Raw genomic sequence first — 18,555 nt, forward strand, 5'->3', positions numbered from 1 at the left:
TTGGCCAGATTACATAAAAAGGAAAGATAAATGACCACTCCAAGTTGGGACTTATCCATCGCATATCAGGATCTCGCTGATCAGCGAATTCAAGATGACATTGCTTTGGTAGAGCAATGTATTGAACTTCTCAATAAGCAGTCATTGGATTGCCAGAATGTTGAAGTGATGCAAAACGCCATTTTAACCAACGAGGCAGCAAATCGCTTAGCACGTACGATTTTTAATTTCGCTAATTGCTATTCATCTGTTGATTCAAGCAACGCGGAAGCAAAAGCGTTGTTAGGGCGTATGACTCGTATTTTTTCTGAGTTATCGCAAGCATTCAGTGCGTTTGAGTTAACGCTAACACACGCGGATGATGATTTTATTGCGCGTGTTTTGAACCATAAAAATACCGATGTGAGTGGTCAGGCGTTCACCATCGAGAACTTGAGAAACCTGGCTGATACTCGTCTAAGTACAGAAGAAGAAAAACTGTTGGCGGCGATGAGTGTGGATGGCAAGTCGGCATGGGGTAAGCTGTACGACAACCTGACTGGCTCTCTGAAAGTGACCTTGAATTACGATGATGGAAGCAGTGAAGAGCTTGGCTTCTCTCAGGCAGCCAGCATTCTTTATGGATCTGAATTTAACCGACAAGAAGCGGCGTGGCGCGGTGTACAGACCGCGATGGCAACGCATCAAGAGTCCTTTGCTGCCATTCTCAATGCGCTTGCTGGTTGGCGTCTGACTGAAAACAAAAAGCGCTCGACAAAGCGTGAAGTCCATTTCCTCGATCCAAGTTTGCATGGCAGCCGTATTCAAGCGGAAACACTGGATGCGATGATGGCTGTAGCAAAACAAAGCCGCGGTATCGGCCAAAAAGCGGGTTTACTGATGGCTCAGGTGCATGGTTTAGATGAGATGAAACCGTGGAATCACCTTGCTGCTATGCCTGCCCTGAGTGGTGACGCTAAAGTCTACGATTTTGACGAAGCGATAGATGTGATTTGTGAAGCATTTGAAACGGTTAACCCTGACATGTCAGAGTTTGTTCGAATGATGGTCAAGAATGGCTGGATTGATGCGAAGCCAAACGCAAATAAACGCTTAGGAGCTTACTGCACTAAGTTACCCGCAACGCGTACTCCATTGGTGTTCATGACCTGGAGTGGCAGTCGCTCCGACTTGATGACGCTAGCACATGAATTAGGTCATGCATTCCATAACTGGGTTATCCGTGATTTACCGCTTTGTCAGACGTATTACCCGATGACGCTGGCGGAAACCGCTTCAATATTTGCGGAAAACATCGTTCGCGATCATCTGATTTCAAAAGCTGAAAGTGTCGACGAAAAGCTGGAAATGCTTTGGGAAGAGCTCTCTTCTGCACTTGCGCTGATGGTAAATATTCCTGTTCGTTACGAATTTGAAAAAGCATTCTATGAACGCCGCCAAAACGGTGAACTGACTGCGCAAGAGTTTTGTGAATTGATGTCTGAAACCTGGAAAGATTGGTATGGTGACGTGATGAGCGAAGCCGATCCGTATTTCTGGGCGAGCAAATTACATTTCTCAATCTCTGGTGTGAGCTTTTACAACTACCCATACCTGTTTGGTTTCCTCTTCAGTAAAGGTATTTATGCTCAGCGCGAATCAAAGGGCGACAGCTTTTACACCGATTACATTAACTTGCTTCGCGACACAGGCAATATGACCGCTGAAGAAGTCGTTGATAAGCACTTGTCGATGGATCTAACGAAACCTGATTTTTGGCAGCAGAGTGTAGCTTTGGTTCAGCAGAAGGTCGATGAGTTTGAGCAGCTGCTTAATCAACGAGCCCAGACAGTATAGTATTGTGATGGTGCATGAGCTCGACGCGAAAAATATCGTGAAATCATAATGATCTTAATCAGGGCTGTGTTAAAGTTCACAGCCTTATACCCAAGTGACTTGAGATGCCATTTGCACTAGGTTACTTGGGTATAACAATTTGTAATTGATTAACAAATAAGCGGTTTGTTGCTTGGTTTGAGTGTATGGCTCGAAACGGTATTGGATTTTCGTTGAAAATGTCGATTTCTACTCATAAGTGGGATCGCAGCAACAAAAATTCTTTGTACAATTTATTAACATACCCGCCGTGCAATTAAGGAGTAACGCATGACGAAGTCTTTCTTTCGCCAATCGTTTTTAGCTGATACGTTAGATATGCATATTGATGTAGAACCAGCAGAGCTGGCGCTATCTAATGGAGTGACACTAAAACTCTATCAGCGTGGTGTGCTAGAAGTGGTCCCTGAGAACTACACTCAGGAGACGAAAAACATCATTATCTCAACAGGTATTCACGGCGACGAAACGGCACCGATGGAACTGGTCGATTCAATGATTAAAGACATTGAATCCGGTTTTATGAAGGTTGATGCCCGTTGTCTATTCATCATCGCTCACCCTGAGTCTACCTTGGCGCATACGCGTTTTCTTGAGGAAAACCTCAACCGCTTATTCGATGATAAAGGTCATACGCCAACCAAAGAGTTGGCTATTGCAGATTTACTGAAGTTGCACGTCTGTGACTTCTTTAAAGGTACTGACCCAGAAACGCGCTGGCATCTTGACTTACACTGTGCAATTCGTGGTTCTAAACACTACACGTTTGCTGTGAGTCCTAAGACACGCCATCCGGTTCGAAGCCAAGCTTTAATGGAGTTCTTGGATAGTGGCCACATTGAAGCGGTTCTATTATCAAACTCTCCGGCGAGTACATTCAGCTGGTACAGTGCAGAAAATTTTAGCGCGCAAGCTCTGACAATGGAGCTCGGACGTGTTGCTCGAATTGGTGAGAATGATTTAGATAAGCTGACGGCGTTTGATTTAGCGCTGCGCAATTTAGTTTCAGGTACTAAAGCTGAGCATTTGCCTAAGCCATGTATTAAATATCGTGTTAGCCGTACTATTGTGCGATTACACGATGACTTCGACTTCATGTTTGACGACGATGTAGAAAACTTTACGTCGTTTGTTCATGGTGAAGTGTTCGGTCACGATGGTGATAAACCACTGATGGCTAAGAATGATAACGAAGCAATCGTCTTTCCAAACCGTAAGGTTGCCATTGGTCAGCGCGCAGCTTTAATGGTTTGCGAAGTGAAAACCCGCTTTGAAGACGGCGAATTGGTATACGATTAAAGCAAAGCTTTCAGACGCATAACGCGAAATATTAGGTGTAACGCTTCGAAGTCGTTGCAATTTACCGAGGCTTAACTGTAAGGTTAGGCCTCGTTTGTTTTTATCGGCTATTATGGATTTTCAACAACTTATCCTGAACAAGGAGCGTCGCTGGCAGCGCAATCTTTTGATTATGTCCGCCGTGCTCATATTACTCTCTGCCATTCACCTGATGGTCGGAGAGATTTTCCTTTCTCCTTTTCAATCGCTTTCCGCATTCGAGCACAAGTTATTAGTGGATTTACGCTTACCAAGATTGCTGTCTGCCGCCATTATTGGCGCTGCGCTTGCTGTCTCTGGTGCAACACTTCAAGTGCTGTTAGGCAACGTTCTCGCTGAACCGGGTGTGCTTGGTATTTCCGGTGGCGCTAGCCTCGCCATGGTATTGGTGATGTTTGCGATTCCTACCTTGCCGACGCCGCTGATCTTTATGCTGGCCGCCATCGCAGGTTCGATGTTGTTTACCTTAATCTTGGTTTCTATTGCAAGAGTGATGCACCTGACAACCGCGCGCTTGTTGCTGGTTGGTGTGGCGTTGGGGATATTCTCTAGTGCAATTGTTACTTGGGCATTCTATTTCAGCGATGATCTCAGCCTTCGCCAGTTAATGTATTGGCTGATGGGGAGCATTGGTGGGGCGAGTTGGTATCAGCATACCGTAACATTAGTGATGTTGCCTGTTTTGATTTGGCTGTGCTGTAAGGGCAAGCCGCTCGATAAGCTGATGTTAGGTGAAATCCACGCCACTCAGCTCGGCATCGATGTTCATCAAATGCGTTGGAAATTGATATTAGCGATTTCAATCCTTGTCGGTGGTTCGGTCGCTCTTGGAGGGATAATCAGCTTTGTTGGATTAGTTGTGCCTCATCTGCTGCGTTTAGCATTTGGTACAGAAAATCGATACTTGCTGCCGCTGTCTGCGATAGCGGGTGCTGCGTTGTTGGTGTTTGCTGATATCGGTGCGAGATTATTACTCGACTCTGCTGAACTGCCACTGGGCGTTATGACCACATCGATTGGTGCGCCTATTTTCATTTGGATGCTGGTGAAGAGTCATGATGCACGTTAAGCATATTGCGGTAGGAAACCGACTATTACCATTGTCGTTTGAATGTAACGCAGGGGAGATCGTGCATGTCGTGGGCCCAAATGGCTCGGGGAAAAGTACGCTGTTGGCCGCGATTTCCGGCACGCTTACCAGCCACGACTCTGTTAGTGGTAAAGTGAGCGTTAATAGCGGGGATTTACTCACTATGCCGTTGTCTGAGCAGGCTTACCTGAGAGGGTATTTATGTCAGCAATCCAGACCAGTATTTAACGTCGATGTATTTCAGTATCTCGCGCTGTCTTTACCTAGTGGGGTGAAGATCAGTGACAGCAAAGTGCGCGACGCGGTAAACGCAGTGATTGAGCTTGTTCAGTTACAGGATAAGTTACACCGTAGCATTCAGACGCTTTCTGGCGGTGAATGGCAGCGTGTGAGACTGGCCGGTGTGTGTTTGCAGGTTTGGCGCAGTATCAACCCGTATTCGCAGCTACTGATTTTGGATGAGCCTGCTGCTCCGTTAGATATCGCCCAAGAGGGGCTGCTCTATCAGCTAATTGCTGAAGTCGCGGCTCAGGGTGTAGGTGTGTTGGTCGCGAACCATGATTTAAACCGAACTCTGAGGCATGCTGATAAGGTGCTGTTGCTGAGTAATGGCGTGTTGCACTCATCAGGCAAAGCTGAGGATGTATTAACAGAAGGGGGGCTGGGAGAGGTTTTTAACACTCAGGTAAGAAGGGTGATGGTTGAAGAGAAACCGTATCTGCTTTTCGAATAGGTTTTCCTATTCTCTCTTAGCTTTCAAGCAATAAAAAACGACCCACTCGGGTCGTTTTTTCGATGTGATTTTTGTCGCTGTTTATTGCGTCAGTGGCTTAAGGTCCGCCGGACGGTAGTAAACCGATTTTAGAACTTTGCCTTTACGTACCGTTTTGCCTTCAGATACAAAGTCTTCTGCACATTTGGCGATGATGTACTCACCCTGATGTACCGCCATCAGTTTGATGCCTTGTTCTGCGTAGAATGCTTCTGTTTCTGTGTATTCTTTTTCGTTGCGGCACACTTTGCTCATGTTGCTTGAGTGCACTTCGTCCCAGCAAGGGATAAAGTCGATACCACGGTTTACTGCAACGTTCAGTAGCAGGTCAATCAGGTAACTGATCGCCAGATTGTCTTCCACTTTGCTGTTACCAAGGTGTACAAGACGACCCATAAGAACGTAAACGCTGTCTACGATTGCGTCTGCTTGTTCTGTTTTACAATCTGCTTCTGCCAGCTCAGTCAGCTCTTCGATCGCCAAAGATGTGTGCAGCGTATCCGCTTGCGCATCCAGACTCGCTTCGTCTGCGACTGGAAGATCGAACGTGCTACGGAACTCGGTGATGTCACGGTATAAGTGATCAAAAATCTCTTGGGTTAGCTTTGACAGTTGCATTCTGATATCCATTGAATCGATTGAAGCGGTCATGATAACAAACCGCTCTTTATTCCCCAAGAGACAAGAGTCTAACTGACTATTAAATCTGCCGCTTGGAGTGAAGTAGGGTGCCGCTCTGAAGGTTATAAGCCGTAACTTATCTAAATAAATACGGGAACAACGTTTTGCGCTCTTCCTCTGAAAGGGCAGAAACACGCGCGATGTTGGTATCTGGGATTGACTCAGGATCAGGGTAGTGTTTCAACACCTTTTCCATGCTCTCTTCACGAATAAGATGGAAGATAGGATAAGGCGAGCGGTTCGTCAGGTTCTCGTCGTCTTCTGGCTCTGCACCACCAAAACAGTAATCTGGATGGAACGTAGCCACCTGGAAAATACCTTCCCAATCTTGCTGCTTGATTAAGCCTTCAACCCAATCAATAAACAAGTTGTAGTCCCAGAAATCGTCGAGCATATTTGGAACAACGACTAAGGTCGTTTCCAGCTTCTCTGGCTCTGTATTACTGAGTTCAATTAACTGCAACAAAATATCTTCCAGCAAGGCTTCTTCTTGAGACGCCTCACTAACGAAGATTTTAATTTGTTTATTACGTTGCGGTTTGGCTGCAAACGGGCATAAATTCAGTCCGATAACGACATCATTCAGCCATTGATCCACTTGTTGGGTGATCGCGTTTACATCTGTAGTTTGGTTTGTTGTTGTTGAGCGCGTTGACATACGATTTTTAAATCATTTTGAAAGTGGCGCAAGCATAGCAGATATACTAGGGGCTGTTGACCCTAATTAACTTCTTCTCAAGCTGGCTACTTCTTCACTTTCCTTTGTGTCGTGTGTCTGTGTGATGCGTTTGAGATAAGCTATCGCGCTAAACATCGCTAGATAGACCACGCTACCGCCGACAAGTACTGTTGACCATCCGCCATGTTGCCAGCAGTAAAGCAGTAAGAATCCACCAAGACTGCCGCCCACATAGTAGTGCACAAGGTATAGAGCCGTTGCGGTCGCTTTCGCGGTTGTCGCTTTTTGGCCAACCCACCCGTAAGCCAAAGTGTGGGTGAAGAAGGCTCCAAAGCTAATCAGAAGCAAGCCAAACAGCATGGCAGCCACACTTTCAATCGCCGCGATCCACATGCCGCTCATGCTGAGAATAGCACCTAAGAACATACCCAAAATAGATGAGTAACGTTTACTCCAGTGGCCTGCGCAACGGGATGAGAACGTACCACCTAAATAACAAACGAAGATAAGTGATGCCAAGCCGACCGGAATGTTGTGCGGCTCACTAACCAATCTGAAACCCATTACTGAATACAGGTTAACGAATAGTGCGAAATTAAGGCCACCAATCAACATGGCGAACCATATCCGCTGGTTTTTGAAGTGCCCTAAGATTGCTCGGTTTTGTTGTCTTAATCCACTTGAAGAAGGGGTGAAGTTGCGTTGTTTTGGCAGCAAATAATGTACGCAAATTACGCCTAACAGGGTCACTACCATTATGGCTTCAATCGCTACATCCACACTGAAGTTGTCAGCCAATAAGCCGCCACTAATACGACCCACAATGCCACCTAATGAGTTGGCTGCAATATAAGTCCCTATCGCCATGGAGAAGGCGTGTTTATCGAGTTCTTCTGCCATATAAGCGACCGCTACAGCAGCAAAAGCCGCCAATGCAACACCAATAAGGGCGCGGCAGATAACTAAAAACAGGAATGAATCACCAAGTAACATCAGTGCAGACAGAACCGGGATAGCGAATAAGCCAGCCATCATGACCGGTTTTCGTCCGATGGTTTCAGACAATACTGCCATTGGTACCAGGCTGAAAGAGAGCGCCAGCGTGGAGGAGGCAAACAACCAGTTCACCTGCGTTTCAGAAATGGCAAACAACTGAGCAAAGGTCGGCAACATAGGCTGCAACTGGTATAAGTTAGAGAAGACTAAGAATGAACCCAGCGCAAGAGCGAGCGTGATTCGTTTGTATTCTGGCGTGCCGAAGATGACCATGTGTCCTGCCTGATGCGAGAGCGCAATATAAAGAAACTGTGATCAATCTATCAGCTAATCGTAAATTAAAAAAATATATTAAAAATATGGATACCATATATTTTTGATCTAGTGGAATCGAAGCAACTGAAACATTTCCTTGCTGTCGCAGAGCAAGGCAACATCACCCATGCCGCGAAGGTGCTGAACATTGCTCAGCCTGCCTTGAGTATCTCTATTAAAAAATTCGAGCAGTCTCTGGGAGTCACACTGTTTCGGCGAGAAGATAAGAAGATTAGCCTAACCCAAGAGGGCGAAACCTTGTTGGTTCACGCGAAGCGGGTCATTCAGCAATTGCACGATGCACAGCTCGCGATTAATGAACTGAAAGGGTTAGCTAAAGGTGAAGTGCGCTTGGGTACGCCGTCGATGATGGGAAGCTATTTTTTCCCACGTATCGTCATGGCGTTTAAGAGTCGGTTCCCGGATTTGAAATTAACGCTGGTGGAAGCGGGTACGCATTCGATAAGAAGTATGTTGCTTGATGGACGGTTAGATATCGGGGTGATTAGTTGTGACAATGTACCCGACGATCTCGAGACCGATCATCTGTTTACCAGCCAGATGGTTGCCGTTGTCGCGCCAGAGCACGAGTTAGCACAGCGTGAATCACTCACCTTTGATGAGTTTTTTGAACACGAATTGGTGATGTTCCAGCGCGGCTATTTCCATCGTGAGTTTTTAGACCAGGTCAGCGAGGAGCACGGCTTTACCATGAAGTCGTCATTTGAAACCAACTTATTGCCATTGATCCTCAGCATCGTAAAGCATGAGTTTGCGATTACGGCGTTACTCGAACTGGTCACTCAGCATGAAAAAGGTGTGGTGGGGATTCCGTTTAATCCGCCAGTTACGCTCGATCTGGCGCTAGCATGGCGGAAAGACGGTTATTTATCGATTGCAGACAGAACGTTTATTGATTTCGTTAAACGTTATTTGTAGTCAGACCCTAGTCACCTTTATACATCTTTTCAAAGTTTTTGGGATTCCAGCCAATCATCAACTGGTCGCCAATTTTCAGGACTGGAAGTGAGCGGGCACCCAGCGCATCCAGCTCTTTACGGCCACGTTGCATTTTCGCGTTGCAAAGGCGATAAGTGATTTTTTTCGAGTCCAGATAACGTTGAGCATCTTTGCAGTGGGGGCATTTATCTTTGACGTAAAGAACGACACGTTTCATTGAATTTCTCTCCATTATCTTTGGGATGCGAAGTTTAACTACCTTTATCGACAATTGAAAGGCGAAATCTATTGTCAAAGCGAGGGTGAAAGTGCTGATTATCTCAGGTATATTTAGCGCCTTTCCCTTGTCATAGCAGACTTTATACCATGCATCCGTCACTTCGATACATTCAGGGTTACCCTCCACACATTGTTGAGCAAGTTAGCTCGCTGGTAGACAGCGGTAAACTGGTTCCTTGGTTTGAAAAGCGCTATCCAGAACGTCATCAAATTAAAAGTGAAAAGGCGCTGTATGAGTACGCCATAGCGATAAAAAATCGTTACATGAAGAAAGCAGCACCTATCAGTAAAGTGGTCTACGATAAGAAAATTCACTTGATTAATAATGCGCTAGGGCTGCACAGCGTGATCAGTCGTAATCATGGTGGCAAGCTCAAATCGAAGAACGAGATTCGCATTGCGAATGTTTTTAAAGAAGCTCCAGAGCCACTACTGAGAATGCTGGTGGTTCATGAACTGGCTCATACGCGAGAGAAAAACCACGATAAAGCGTTTTACCAACTGTGCTGTTATATGGAACCCGAGTATCACCAGTTAGAGTTTGATGCCCGTCTGTTTATGATTTACCTCGATTTAAAAGCGAATTCGAATGAAGAACAATAACCACACCGCTAAGCCAGAAAAATCTCGAAAAAATGCCAAGCCAAAGCAGAGTAGAGGCGATGCAAAAGGCGAAAAGCGTGTGAAGCAAAAAACCTCTGCTAAAGCAAAATCGCCAGTGGCAACGAACAGCGATGTGGACTTCATTAAAGTAGCTAAAAGTGGATTACACGAACGTAACCAGCATCGTGGCCGCTATGACTTTAAAAAATTAACGGCAAGTGAGCCTGGGCTAAAAGCTTTTGTGATTAAAAATCCGAACGGGGAAGACTCGATAAACTTCTCTGATCCAAAAGCGGTCAAAATGCTCAATAAAGCCTTGTTAGCCGCGCATTACGATATTGAATTCTGGGATATCCCTGAACACTATCTTTGCCCACCAATTCCAGGACGTGCGGATTACATTCACCGTGTCGCTGAGTTACTCGATGGGGAAGTGAAAGGTAAATACCCGCATCACGATGTGCGAGCGTTGGACATTGGCGTTGGTGCAAACTGTATTTACCCAATTGTTGGAGTGACAGAATACGGATGGCACTATACCGGAAGCGACGTTGATCCTAAGTCAATTGAATCGGCTCAGGCAATCGTCGATGGCAATGTGTCACTAAATGGCAGAATCGAACTGGTTCGCCAGATGAGCCAGGCAAACATCTATCGCGGGGTAATTCAGCCGAATGAGCGTTACGATGTCACAACTTGTAATCCACCATTTCACCGTTCGGCAGAAGAAGCCGCGATGGGAAGTCAACGTAAAGTGGACAACCTTAGAGCTAACCAACGTAAGAAAGGCGTGAAACCAGCGCGCGAAAACACGGCAAAACCAACGCTTAACTTTGGTGGTCAAAACGCAGAGCTTTGGTGCGAAGGCGGAGAAGCGGCGTTTATCCGTAAAATGGCTAACGAAAGCCAAGCCTTCAGCGCCCAAGTGCTCTGGTTTACTACTCTGATTTCGAAAAAAGAGAATGTTCGCCCTATGCGCAAGCAGCTTGAGAAATTGGGCGTAAAAGCCATTCGTGTGGTAGAGATGAGCCAGGGACAAAAAATCAGCCGTTTTATTGCCTGGTCGTATATGGATAAAGAGCAGCGAAAGGCGTGGCGAGCGCTTAAGTAGCCAAATAAACAATGTAGCTCACCTAAATCTTTCAATCTGTCAGTTCTTTATTTACTCTGCAATCAGAGCTGACAGATTCTACTTAGTTGTTCCCAGCGCATACTCCATTTTTGCTTTAAGCCTACAACATCACTTTCTATTTTGACGAACTTTCAGGGCGTTACTACTATTCAATAAACTCCCTTATATGAGTGAATAAACATGAAGGTAGGAATTGTTAGAGAATACTCTTCAACGGATAAAGTTGAAGAAGACGAATGTGTTGTCATGTTAGGAAAGGCAGAGTTAGTCGCCGGTGAGATCCGCATAAGTGGTAGCGGTGAAAGAGATCCAACCTCCAAACATGATGGGTACGCTTTGACGGGGTATGTCATGCTTCACCCTTCCGAATTTCAAAAGGTGGTCGATATGGCGCTTGCCGCTGGCGTGATCACGATAAATGTTGCGGATAATAAATAGATGGATATTTAAAATGTGAGATTTAAGGTTTCGCCTTATCTTTATTTGCCCACTACCTCTTTCCACCCGTCAGCTCTAATTTACTTCGGTATTTAGAACTGACGGACTGCTTTATTTCAGCCATCCCTCTGTCATTTCGTATTAACACTCCCTCATTAGCGGATTGTGTGCCTTTCCCGAACAAAAGTTCCCCAAATGGCTGCTTCACATCGAAAGTCCAGAATAATGCAATATTGTATAGCTAAATTCGTAGTGTCGATCGCTAACTTACTGATTATCCTTTGAAGTGCTCAAAAAAAGACGACATCATATTTGACAGAAAATGCAGGCTTGGTGACGTCTAAATAGCGTTCGGCAAATAGATGAGAAGTGGATGCGTAAATTAAAGTCGTTGTTAACTCGTGCATCCCCAATGGTTATTGATAGTTTTGGCGATCTATCGCTCAAAGGAGTTTGTGTGGGAACTAAAGCAATTTTGCATTCTAAATGGTCTCTATATTTTTGGTTATTATTGTTAGCTATGCAATCGTACTTTTTTACCAATGATCTTGCCGATGGATTTACATTGGAGGCACTATCTGACCCATTACTGCCTTTATTCTTTATTCTTCAGCATGAGAAGATTATGAGTAAATTAAATGTAACGTTGGTAACGATATTATGCTGGTTGATAACAGCAATACTTGCTTATAACTTAGTGATTAAGCTATCTAACCTCACTTAATGTTTAATAATTTACCATACAAGAGTTTAAGGCAGCGTTCCCAACGCTTGGCATTTTCAGCTCAGGATTGGGTCATGTGTTTACATCGCAATGGTTATGGTCAGGTTACTGCGTCGCTCACACAGTAATGTGGCGTTATGTGCTTTGGAGAAAATATGGAAGATAGGAGACCTATTAAAGATTGATAGGTATTTGGGAATTGAGTTAGTTAAAGATGCTGTATATTTTTACGCGCTTCATGTGATGTCTAGGGAGTTTGGCTTATTTTTGCTTATATGTTTCGTTCTATCATCTGTTTGGCGAGCTTTTGATAAACGAAAGTATCTTCAATTTATCTTTAAAAATCTTTCTGTCAATACAACTCGCGGGATTATTTTTTGGGATGGACATGGTTGTGATGTTGAGATTTCAGGTTTTAGCATATGGTCATATTTAGAATTGACTTACATGGAGGGTATGATTAGACGCATGGTTAGAATTCCAAGTTCTGTATTTAGCTCTACTGAATGGCAACAGCTGGTTAAGTATCGCACCTAACAAATAATTTAAAAGCGATTCGGCACACGCGGTATTTTTACTATGCGTTGGCTTGAGCGATTAAGGTGTTTTACGGCGGCTTCGGTATTCGTCGTTCACCCATTAATAGGGCGTTAGAGGTTTCCTAAAAAAATTGTGAAATTACTCGGTAAAATCATTATTTTACAAGTGGTTAGATTTAATTGGTAATACTCTATAGTTATTTGCGGGTGTGAGGAAAATATTATGTACTTTTGGAATATTGAGGCTTTGAAACGTGACATTTTAGGAGGCAGGCTTACAGAAAAAGATAGGTTTATATACGCACTGATTTATATTGTATCCAGTGCTGCTGCTTTTGAGTACTTTCAAGGCAGCAACAACGAATATACAAATATATGGGACCAAATAGAGGCAATTTCCAATGTTGTTGTAGTTTTGGCGGGAACCTATTTTACGTACAGGGCTAATGGTGCTAATAGTGGGAGAGACTTTTTAGGACGATATTTCAGTCTTGGCTTTGTAGTAACCATTAGATTTTCGGTTATACTTTTTCCAATCGTCGTTTTACTTCAAATGTACGACTCAGCTTTCGGCGTAGAAAATGAGGTAACCGTTACAACTCCCTTTGGTGTTAGCATTATTCTTCTTTGGAGCTGTTTTTTATATGTAAACCTAGCTAAGCACATGAAGTTTGTAAGAAATACATAACAAACGAGTATGGCGTCAATAGCTAGTTTTTAACGAGATTCTTATCCCACATGACGCCGTCTCTTAGCATTGAATTAAGAATTACCACCATCTTTCTAACGCAGGCTATGATGGCTACTTTTTTAGGTTTACCTGCCGCGAGTAATCGTTCATAAGTGGTTTTAAATACAGGATTACATTGCATCGCCGACATCATCGCCATGTACAACACTGTACGTACTTGAGCTCGCCCACCTTGTATTGCGCGCTTTCCCTTATATCGACCACTTTCTTTGGTTATTGGAGCTACTCCTATTAAGGACGCAGCTTGCTTGTTAGTGATGTAACCTAATTCTGGGACATTACTTATGATAGATGCAGCTGCTATAGGTCCCACTCCTGGAACACTCTGTAGAATGATGTTCTTACTTTGATATTCTGGGCTTTCTTCTATGAGTTTTTCTAGCTTCTGCTCAATTTTAGTGATCTGATTTTTTAAGGCAGTGAGTAGAGGTTTTATCGTTGAATGAAGACTTTGGGGTAAAATTTGCAGCCGATTCTTTTCCATCGTTTGCATGCCCATGAGCTGATTTCGTCGGATAACTAAGTCACTCATTAATCGAATGTTTTTAGGCTTTATATTAAGAATAGTAGGCTTGATTGCTTCTGCGTAGTGAGCGATAAGTTGAGCGTCTAAGCGATCGTTTTTTGCTCTACGACCAATAGCCCCTGCGAAACGTTTTACGTGAATAGGATTTGCTCTCACAATAGGCAGTGAATGCTCTGAGCAAGCGAGGACAAAAGGCATTTCCAATCTTCCCGTTGCTTCAATAACGACTCGTTCTGGATGGTATTGCTGGATGACTTTAATTGCTTTTTCTATCCCTTTTTCGTTGTTCTCTACAGTGAAGAAGTGATCGATAGGGCGGATGTAAATATCTAATCGTGTTTTACCCGTATCAACTCCGACATTGATACTTTGCTTGGTATTTGTATTCATAATAAGCTAACTCATGCTTGCGTAATGCGGGTTCGAGACCCAGTCGAGTATTCGAGGTTTATGCTTGGAGTTCTACGAAGTGTTCACGTTTGTTATCGGTCTCTCAATCGAGGAGCCAGTGTTCAATCGAACTGCTTCGTAGAGAACTTTAGTTGCTGCTAAAGTCTGGGTCTCACCTTACCCGAGTAGAGTGATTATTATCCATACAAGCGTTTAACGTTGATTCGCAACGTTTGGCGCTTTGAGTTTGAATCAGCTCTAGGGTTTACGGCACAATGTTTTAGGTTGGGTGGTAGAGTTGCTCGCACGTTAACGCGGCGTTAGGTGAATATATAAATGTATTCGTTATGCGACGTAAAATTCTTAAACGTTAAAGGCAGGTTAAAAATGGATAATAAGAAAACTTCAGATAAAAAAATATTGATTACATTTATATTGTGTTTATTTCTGGGGAGTTTTGGTGTTCATCGATTTTATGTTGGAAGAGTAAAGTCTGGTATTTTTCAGCTCTTAACATTAGGTGGTTTGGGCTTTTGGGCTATTTACGATTGCATTGTGTTAGCTTTAGGGAAATTCACGGATAGTGAAGACAAGTTGTTACAAAAGTGGACATAAATAGTCTAACAAATTGTTAAAGAGTGAGTCACAACCCGCGGTATTTTTACTATTCGTCGTTCACCCATTAACAGGGCGTGAAGTTGTCCAGTAAATTTGATTGTCTAGAGTCTAAAAATGATACGAAAGTACAACAAAAATGACTTAGATTCAGTTCTTGAAATTTGGCTTAACGCTTCAGTTCAAGCCCATAATTTCGTTTCAGCAGAGTTCTGGGAATCTCAACTCGATAACATGCGTAATATCTATATCCCATCCTCAGAGACCTACGTTTATGAAGTTGAGTCTAAAGTAATTGGTTTTTATGCGTTGTATGAAAATAAATTGGCTGCGATATTTGTTGCTCCCGAACGTCAAGGTGAAGGCATTGGTAAGCAGTTGTTGAGCCATGCTAAAGCGCAGAGAACGGTATTAAGTCTGTCCGTATACAAGGAAAACCAAGCTAGTTGTCAGTTTTATTTGTCTCAGGGGTTCAAAGTGGTCAGCGAACAACTAGATGAGCATACTGGACACCCAGAACTCACAATGTGTTTGGGCACAAAACAAAGCGTTTAACGATTAGCAACGCTTGGCGCTTTTGGTTTGAATCTACGTTAGTGTTTATCGCACAGTAGATTAGGTAGCGTGGAGGCGTTGTTTACCCCTTAAATCGGCGTTATATCTCAATAAGGTAGTTCGATGAAGTTCATGTTATTTGTTTTGGGAATAGTAGTATCAACGAGTGCTTCAGCCCGAATTGAAGGTCCAATATGTGAAGAAGTATCAGTGGAAAGTAACGCCGATTTGGCGAAAGGGTTTGGGATGTCGAAACCAGACTCGGTCATCCAGAAGTGTAGGGTTGGGGGCTTGACTGTTTGGTACTCACGAGAGGGTACCAAAAAAGTCGTTGAAACAAACAGTAAGCTAGTCGTAATTAATGGCTCAGACATTCATGTTTCAGATACGGCAACGAATGTTGTTTCCATTGGTGACAAAGATGGTGATGGAGTATTCAACGCAATATCATACAGTTGTATTGAAGGTACTTGCGGCTCAGTTACCGATTATAACATTGATGGGCAACTAGATTTTCGTAGTCTAAACAAAGATTCGTCTGAAGCCGTACATATGAATGTGGGTGGGACATGGTACGAAAAAACGAGTTCGTATCCCAACTTAAAAGTTAAAGTAGGCTCAATGGAAGTGGCAGTGAAACCGAGTAGTCAGGGTTTTGTATTCCAGAAATAGAAATACTACAAGGAATTCAAGGCACACCAAAAAAGTACGCACATGATGATGTACTTTCGAGGCGTTTGGCTACAAGTAAAATACATATAAGGAATTAAATGGAACAACTGCATGGCGGACGAGAAAATGCAATTTATCGCTTAGGGGACAAGGTGTCTCGCCCAAGTGGTAAATGGTCTGAAACCGTTCAAAAGTTGCTATTACATATCGCAAATGAAGGTTTTACTTCTGCCCCAAAACCTTTCGGCTTTGACAACAATGGCAATGAAATTCTGTCATATGTTGAGGGTGAGGTTTTCAACTATCCTCTCAAAGGAAATATCGCAACTGTAGAAGCTCTCGTTTCAGCTGGCCAGCTATTACGTCAGTATCATGATGCATCTCGCTCATTTATATCAGAAAATTCAGCGGAAAATTTAACTTGGATGCTCCCATGTAGAGAACCGATGGAGGTTATCTGCCATGGTGACTATGCGCCTTATAATGTTGCTTTGGTTGATTCCAAAGTCGTAGGGGTAATTGACTTTGACACTGCTCACCCGGCTCCAAGGAATTGGGATATTGCTTACGCACTTTATTGTTGGGCTCCATTCAAAACAGATAAATATGATGCAATGGGGGATCTATATTCGCAGTCGATTAGGGCAAAGCAGTTTTGTGATGCTTATGGTTTGAGTAAAGCGGAACGAATTTCTCTTGTTACTGATATGTGCCACCGAATCCAAGCGTTGGTCGACCATATGCTTAATGAAGCGAGCAATGGAAATGAAGCTTTTATCGCAAATATTAAAGATGGCCATCACTTGGCGTATTTAGCTGATATCAAATATTTGGAAAATAATTCACACCACATTGCAGACGTATTGATGTGTGACGAATGCCTATAGCAAAGCGCATAAAATTGATTCGCAACGCGTGGCCTTTTTGCTTTGCGCTGCTCATCCCTCAACAGAATGTTAAAAAAACTAGAGAGTTAAAATTAAAAATTGACGCAAGTTTATAGTGGTAGCTTCCCTCATAAGCGGAATGTGTGCCTTTCCCGTAACAAAAATTCCTCAAATGGCTGCGTCACATCGAAAGTCCAGAATAATGCAATATTGTATCGCTAAATTCATAGTGTCGATCGCTAACTTACTGATTATCCTTTGAAGTGCTCAAAAAAAGACGACATCATAGTGGACAGAAAAAGACGCTTGGTGACGTCTGAAAAATGTGGGTTGTTAGTCAGAAAGGAGTCGTAGTGAGATGAAACAAATACTAGCTTCAGTGTTACTCATTTTCGGATTATGTTGGGACTCTCTGAGTAGTACTCTTGACCTACCAGAATGTCAAATGTCACGTACTCTAGAAACACCAATTACATTCTTTATCTCAGATTCAGTTCAAAAAGATTACGAGTCATTTGTCATCGAAGATCACATTCAACGATGGATAACGTTTTCGAATAGCGCTTTGAAAAACTCATGTATTCCTATAAAGCGGACGTTGGACAAAATTATCTATGCTCCCAAAATTCTTGGGGAAGAAGCGGAAGAATTTAGCGTAGTGCACGATTTTTTAGCGTATTACTACTCTAAAGAAGTTGAGCGGGTCAATGGCAGTAAAACGGGTTTTTATGGTCTGGTTTTCAAAAAAAACATCTCGCAATTTACAACCGATTGGTGTGGTGAAACTCGTCCATCAGTGTATCCTCAGTTTTTTACAATTGGACTTACATGTAAAGATCATGTGTTAGAACATGAGTTAGGTCATTTGGCGTGGGCAAGCCATGATATGGAAACGCTATCGAATCAAACCGGTGGAATGCCATTTGATCTTTCAAAACGACTCCCCTTAAGCTTAGCGAGTAAAATTACAAAGTATTCATATGGTTATATTTGTGGTGGCAAAGGTACCATCATGGCTTATGCGGATGAAACGCATCCATTCTATTCATCACCAGAGATTAGTTATGAAAACATTGTTTGTGGCAATGCGGCTTATGCAGACAATGCCAGAGTTCTTCGTGAGTATGCCATCGGTCTTATGGGTGAATAAAATAGCTAACAGTGTTTAAAGCAGATTCGCAACAGATGGCACTTTATCTGCCTTTTCTTCTCCCTTAACAGAATGTTAAAAAACTAGAGAGTTAAAATGAAAAATTTACGCAAGCTTATAGTGGTAGCTTTACTTGTGGCTAGCCCAATTAGTGGTATGGCAGCTGATAAACAAGAAGTCGTCGATCGCTTACTAGAGGTGATGAAAGTAGAGAAACAGCTTTCCGGTGGCTTTGAAGCAATGACACCAGTCATCGAACAATTAGCGAATAACCTTCAGTTGAATGCAACTGAAAAAGAGGAACTCGTTAACATTTATAGAGATTGGTTCATTAATGATATCAATCGCCAAAACATCATCGTTGAGATGGGTGCACTTTATTCTCAAGCTTTCAGCCAACAAGAAATCGAATTAATGATTGAGTTTTACGCGACACCTGTAGGGCAAAAACTTGTAGAAAAATCGCCGGCATTAATGCAAGCAGGCGCTCAACTAGGCATGCAAGAAGCTGAGCGTGCTCAACCCAAACTTATTGAGAAACTGACTCCTTTCTTAGAAAAGCACCAAATACAGTAGACGCTATGTGTT

22 protein-coding genes are annotated in these 18,555 nt (G+C 43.2%); 17 read left to right on the forward strand and 5 right to left on the reverse strand.

The window, feature by feature from the left end; translation table 11 throughout:
* Window positions 1-30 precede the first annotated feature (30 nt).
* From DBX26_RS06335 to btuD, 4 genes are all read left to right on the forward strand, one after another.
* Complete coding sequence (locus DBX26_RS06335) at window positions 31-1,836, forward strand: M3 family oligoendopeptidase (RefSeq protein ID WP_118118307.1); 1,806 nt, start codon at window positions 31-33, stop codon at window positions 1,834-1,836.
* 309 nt (window positions 1,837-2,145) lie between these two features.
* Window positions 2,146-3,174, forward strand: coding sequence for a succinylglutamate desuccinylase (locus DBX26_RS06340; RefSeq protein ID WP_065296732.1), 1,029 nt, complete (start codon window positions 2,146-2,148; stop codon window positions 3,172-3,174).
* A gap of 112 nt (window positions 3,175-3,286) precedes the next feature.
* Window positions 3,287-4,282, forward strand: a complete 996-nt coding sequence (gene btuC, locus DBX26_RS06345) for a vitamin B12 ABC transporter permease BtuC (RefSeq protein ID WP_014231646.1) — start codon at window positions 3,287-3,289, stop codon at window positions 4,280-4,282.
* The gene (btuD, locus tag DBX26_RS06350; RefSeq protein ID WP_118118309.1) at window positions 4,269-5,036 is read left to right on the forward strand and encodes a vitamin B12 ABC transporter ATP-binding protein BtuD; all 768 of its coding nucleotides are present in this window, start codon (window positions 4,269-4,271) and stop codon (window positions 5,034-5,036) included. Before btuC ends, btuD begins: the two co-directional genes overlap by 14 nt.
* 81 nt (window positions 5,037-5,117) lie before the next feature.
* On the opposite strand, the gene DBX26_RS06355 is transcribed toward btuD, so the two are convergent.
* From DBX26_RS06355 to DBX26_RS06365, 3 genes are all read right to left on the reverse strand, one after another.
* Window positions 5,118-5,693: a nucleoside triphosphate pyrophosphohydrolase family protein gene (locus DBX26_RS06355; RefSeq protein WP_014231648.1), complete on the reverse strand. Its 576-nt coding sequence runs from the start codon at window positions 5,691-5,693 to the stop codon at window positions 5,118-5,120.
* 139 nt (window positions 5,694-5,832) lie between these two features.
* Window positions 5,833-6,414, reverse strand: coding sequence for a DUF1415 domain-containing protein (locus tag DBX26_RS06360; RefSeq protein ID WP_065296733.1), 582 nt, complete (start codon window positions 6,412-6,414; stop codon window positions 5,833-5,835).
* 66 nt (window positions 6,415-6,480) lie between these two features.
* On the reverse strand, window positions 6,481-7,704 hold the full coding sequence (locus tag DBX26_RS06365) for an MFS transporter (RefSeq protein ID WP_065296734.1): 1,224 nt from the start codon (window positions 7,702-7,704) through the stop codon (window positions 6,481-6,483).
* Between the two features lie 111 nt (window positions 7,705-7,815).
* Here DBX26_RS06365 and DBX26_RS06370 point away from each other — a divergent pair, with 111 nt between their 5' ends.
* A complete protein-coding gene (locus DBX26_RS06370) occupies window positions 7,816-8,685 on the forward strand; it encodes a LysR family transcriptional regulator (protein WP_065299573.1) in 870 nt (289 codons plus the stop codon).
* 7 nt (window positions 8,686-8,692) lie between these two features.
* Here DBX26_RS06370 and DBX26_RS06375 read toward each other — a convergent pair whose 3' ends face one another.
* Window positions 8,693-8,923 carry a glutaredoxin family protein gene (locus DBX26_RS06375; RefSeq protein WP_118118311.1) on the reverse strand — a complete coding sequence of 77 codons (231 nt, stop codon included), beginning with the start codon at window positions 8,921-8,923 and terminating at the stop codon, window positions 8,693-8,695.
* 149 nt (window positions 8,924-9,072) lie between these two features.
* Between DBX26_RS06375 and DBX26_RS06380 the strand changes: the two genes are divergently transcribed.
* From DBX26_RS06380 to DBX26_RS06405, 6 genes are all read left to right on the forward strand, one after another.
* On the forward strand, window positions 9,073-9,588 hold the full coding sequence (locus DBX26_RS06380) for a M48 family metallopeptidase (RefSeq protein ID WP_020333119.1): 516 nt from the start codon (window positions 9,073-9,075) through the stop codon (window positions 9,586-9,588).
* Window positions 9,575-10,699, forward strand: a complete 1,125-nt coding sequence (gene rlmF / locus DBX26_RS06385; RefSeq protein ID WP_118118313.1) for a 23S rRNA (adenine(1618)-N(6))-methyltransferase RlmF — start codon at window positions 9,575-9,577, stop codon at window positions 10,697-10,699. The genes DBX26_RS06380 and rlmF overlap by 14 nt, the downstream gene beginning before the upstream one ends.
* Before the next feature lie 201 nt (window positions 10,700-10,900).
* The gene (locus tag DBX26_RS06390; RefSeq protein WP_014231655.1) at window positions 10,901-11,158 is read left to right on the forward strand and encodes a hypothetical protein; all 258 of its coding nucleotides are present in this window, start codon (window positions 10,901-10,903) and stop codon (window positions 11,156-11,158) included.
* 373 nt (window positions 11,159-11,531) lie between these two features.
* Window positions 11,532-11,882 carry a hypothetical protein gene (locus tag DBX26_RS06395; RefSeq protein WP_162889675.1) on the forward strand — a complete coding sequence of 117 codons (351 nt, stop codon included), beginning with the start codon at window positions 11,532-11,534 and terminating at the stop codon, window positions 11,880-11,882.
* A 96-nt stretch (window positions 11,883-11,978) separates the two neighbouring features.
* Window positions 11,979-12,419 carry a hypothetical protein gene (locus tag DBX26_RS06400; protein ID WP_254063513.1) on the forward strand — a complete coding sequence of 147 codons (441 nt, stop codon included), beginning with the start codon at window positions 11,979-11,981 and terminating at the stop codon, window positions 12,417-12,419.
* Between the two features lie 225 nt (window positions 12,420-12,644).
* The gene (locus DBX26_RS06405) at window positions 12,645-13,109 is read left to right on the forward strand and encodes a hypothetical protein (RefSeq protein WP_065296741.1); all 465 of its coding nucleotides are present in this window, start codon (window positions 12,645-12,647) and stop codon (window positions 13,107-13,109) included.
* A gap of 22 nt (window positions 13,110-13,131) precedes the next feature.
* On the opposite strand, the gene DBX26_RS06410 is transcribed toward DBX26_RS06405, so the two are convergent.
* On the reverse strand, window positions 13,132-14,088 hold the full coding sequence (locus DBX26_RS06410) for an IS110 family transposase (protein ID WP_118118316.1): 957 nt from the start codon (window positions 14,086-14,088) through the stop codon (window positions 13,132-13,134).
* 387 nt (window positions 14,089-14,475) lie between these two features.
* On the opposite strand from DBX26_RS06410, the gene DBX26_RS06415 reads away from it, so the two are divergent.
* From DBX26_RS06415 to DBX26_RS06440, 6 genes are all read left to right on the forward strand, one after another.
* The gene (locus DBX26_RS06415) at window positions 14,476-14,703 is read left to right on the forward strand and encodes a TM2 domain-containing protein (protein WP_065297651.1); all 228 of its coding nucleotides are present in this window, start codon (window positions 14,476-14,478) and stop codon (window positions 14,701-14,703) included.
* A 117-nt stretch (window positions 14,704-14,820) separates the two neighbouring features.
* Window positions 14,821-15,258, forward strand: a complete 438-nt coding sequence (locus DBX26_RS06420) for an N-acetyltransferase (RefSeq protein WP_118118318.1) — start codon at window positions 14,821-14,823, stop codon at window positions 15,256-15,258.
* Window positions 15,259-15,381: 123 nt separating this feature from the next.
* Complete coding sequence (locus tag DBX26_RS06425; protein WP_118118319.1) at window positions 15,382-15,930, forward strand: hypothetical protein; 549 nt, start codon at window positions 15,382-15,384, stop codon at window positions 15,928-15,930.
* Between the two features lie 98 nt (window positions 15,931-16,028).
* Window positions 16,029-16,817, forward strand: a complete 789-nt coding sequence (locus DBX26_RS06430; RefSeq protein ID WP_118118321.1) for an aminoglycoside phosphotransferase family protein — start codon at window positions 16,029-16,031, stop codon at window positions 16,815-16,817.
* Window positions 16,818-17,175: 358 nt separating this feature from the next.
* Entirely contained in the window at window positions 17,176-17,967 is a 792-nt protein-coding gene (locus tag DBX26_RS06435) for a hypothetical protein (RefSeq protein WP_014231662.1), read from the forward strand.
* A 96-nt stretch (window positions 17,968-18,063) separates the two neighbouring features.
* Complete coding sequence (locus tag DBX26_RS06440; protein WP_118118323.1) at window positions 18,064-18,543, forward strand: DUF2059 domain-containing protein; 480 nt, start codon at window positions 18,064-18,066, stop codon at window positions 18,541-18,543.
* Window positions 18,544-18,555 lie beyond the last annotated feature (12 nt).

The sequence above is a fragment of the Vibrio sp. dhg genome (assembly GCF_003443775.1).
In the GTDB taxonomy this organism is placed as follows: domain Bacteria; phylum Pseudomonadota; class Gammaproteobacteria; order Enterobacterales; family Vibrionaceae; genus Vibrio; species Vibrio natriegens.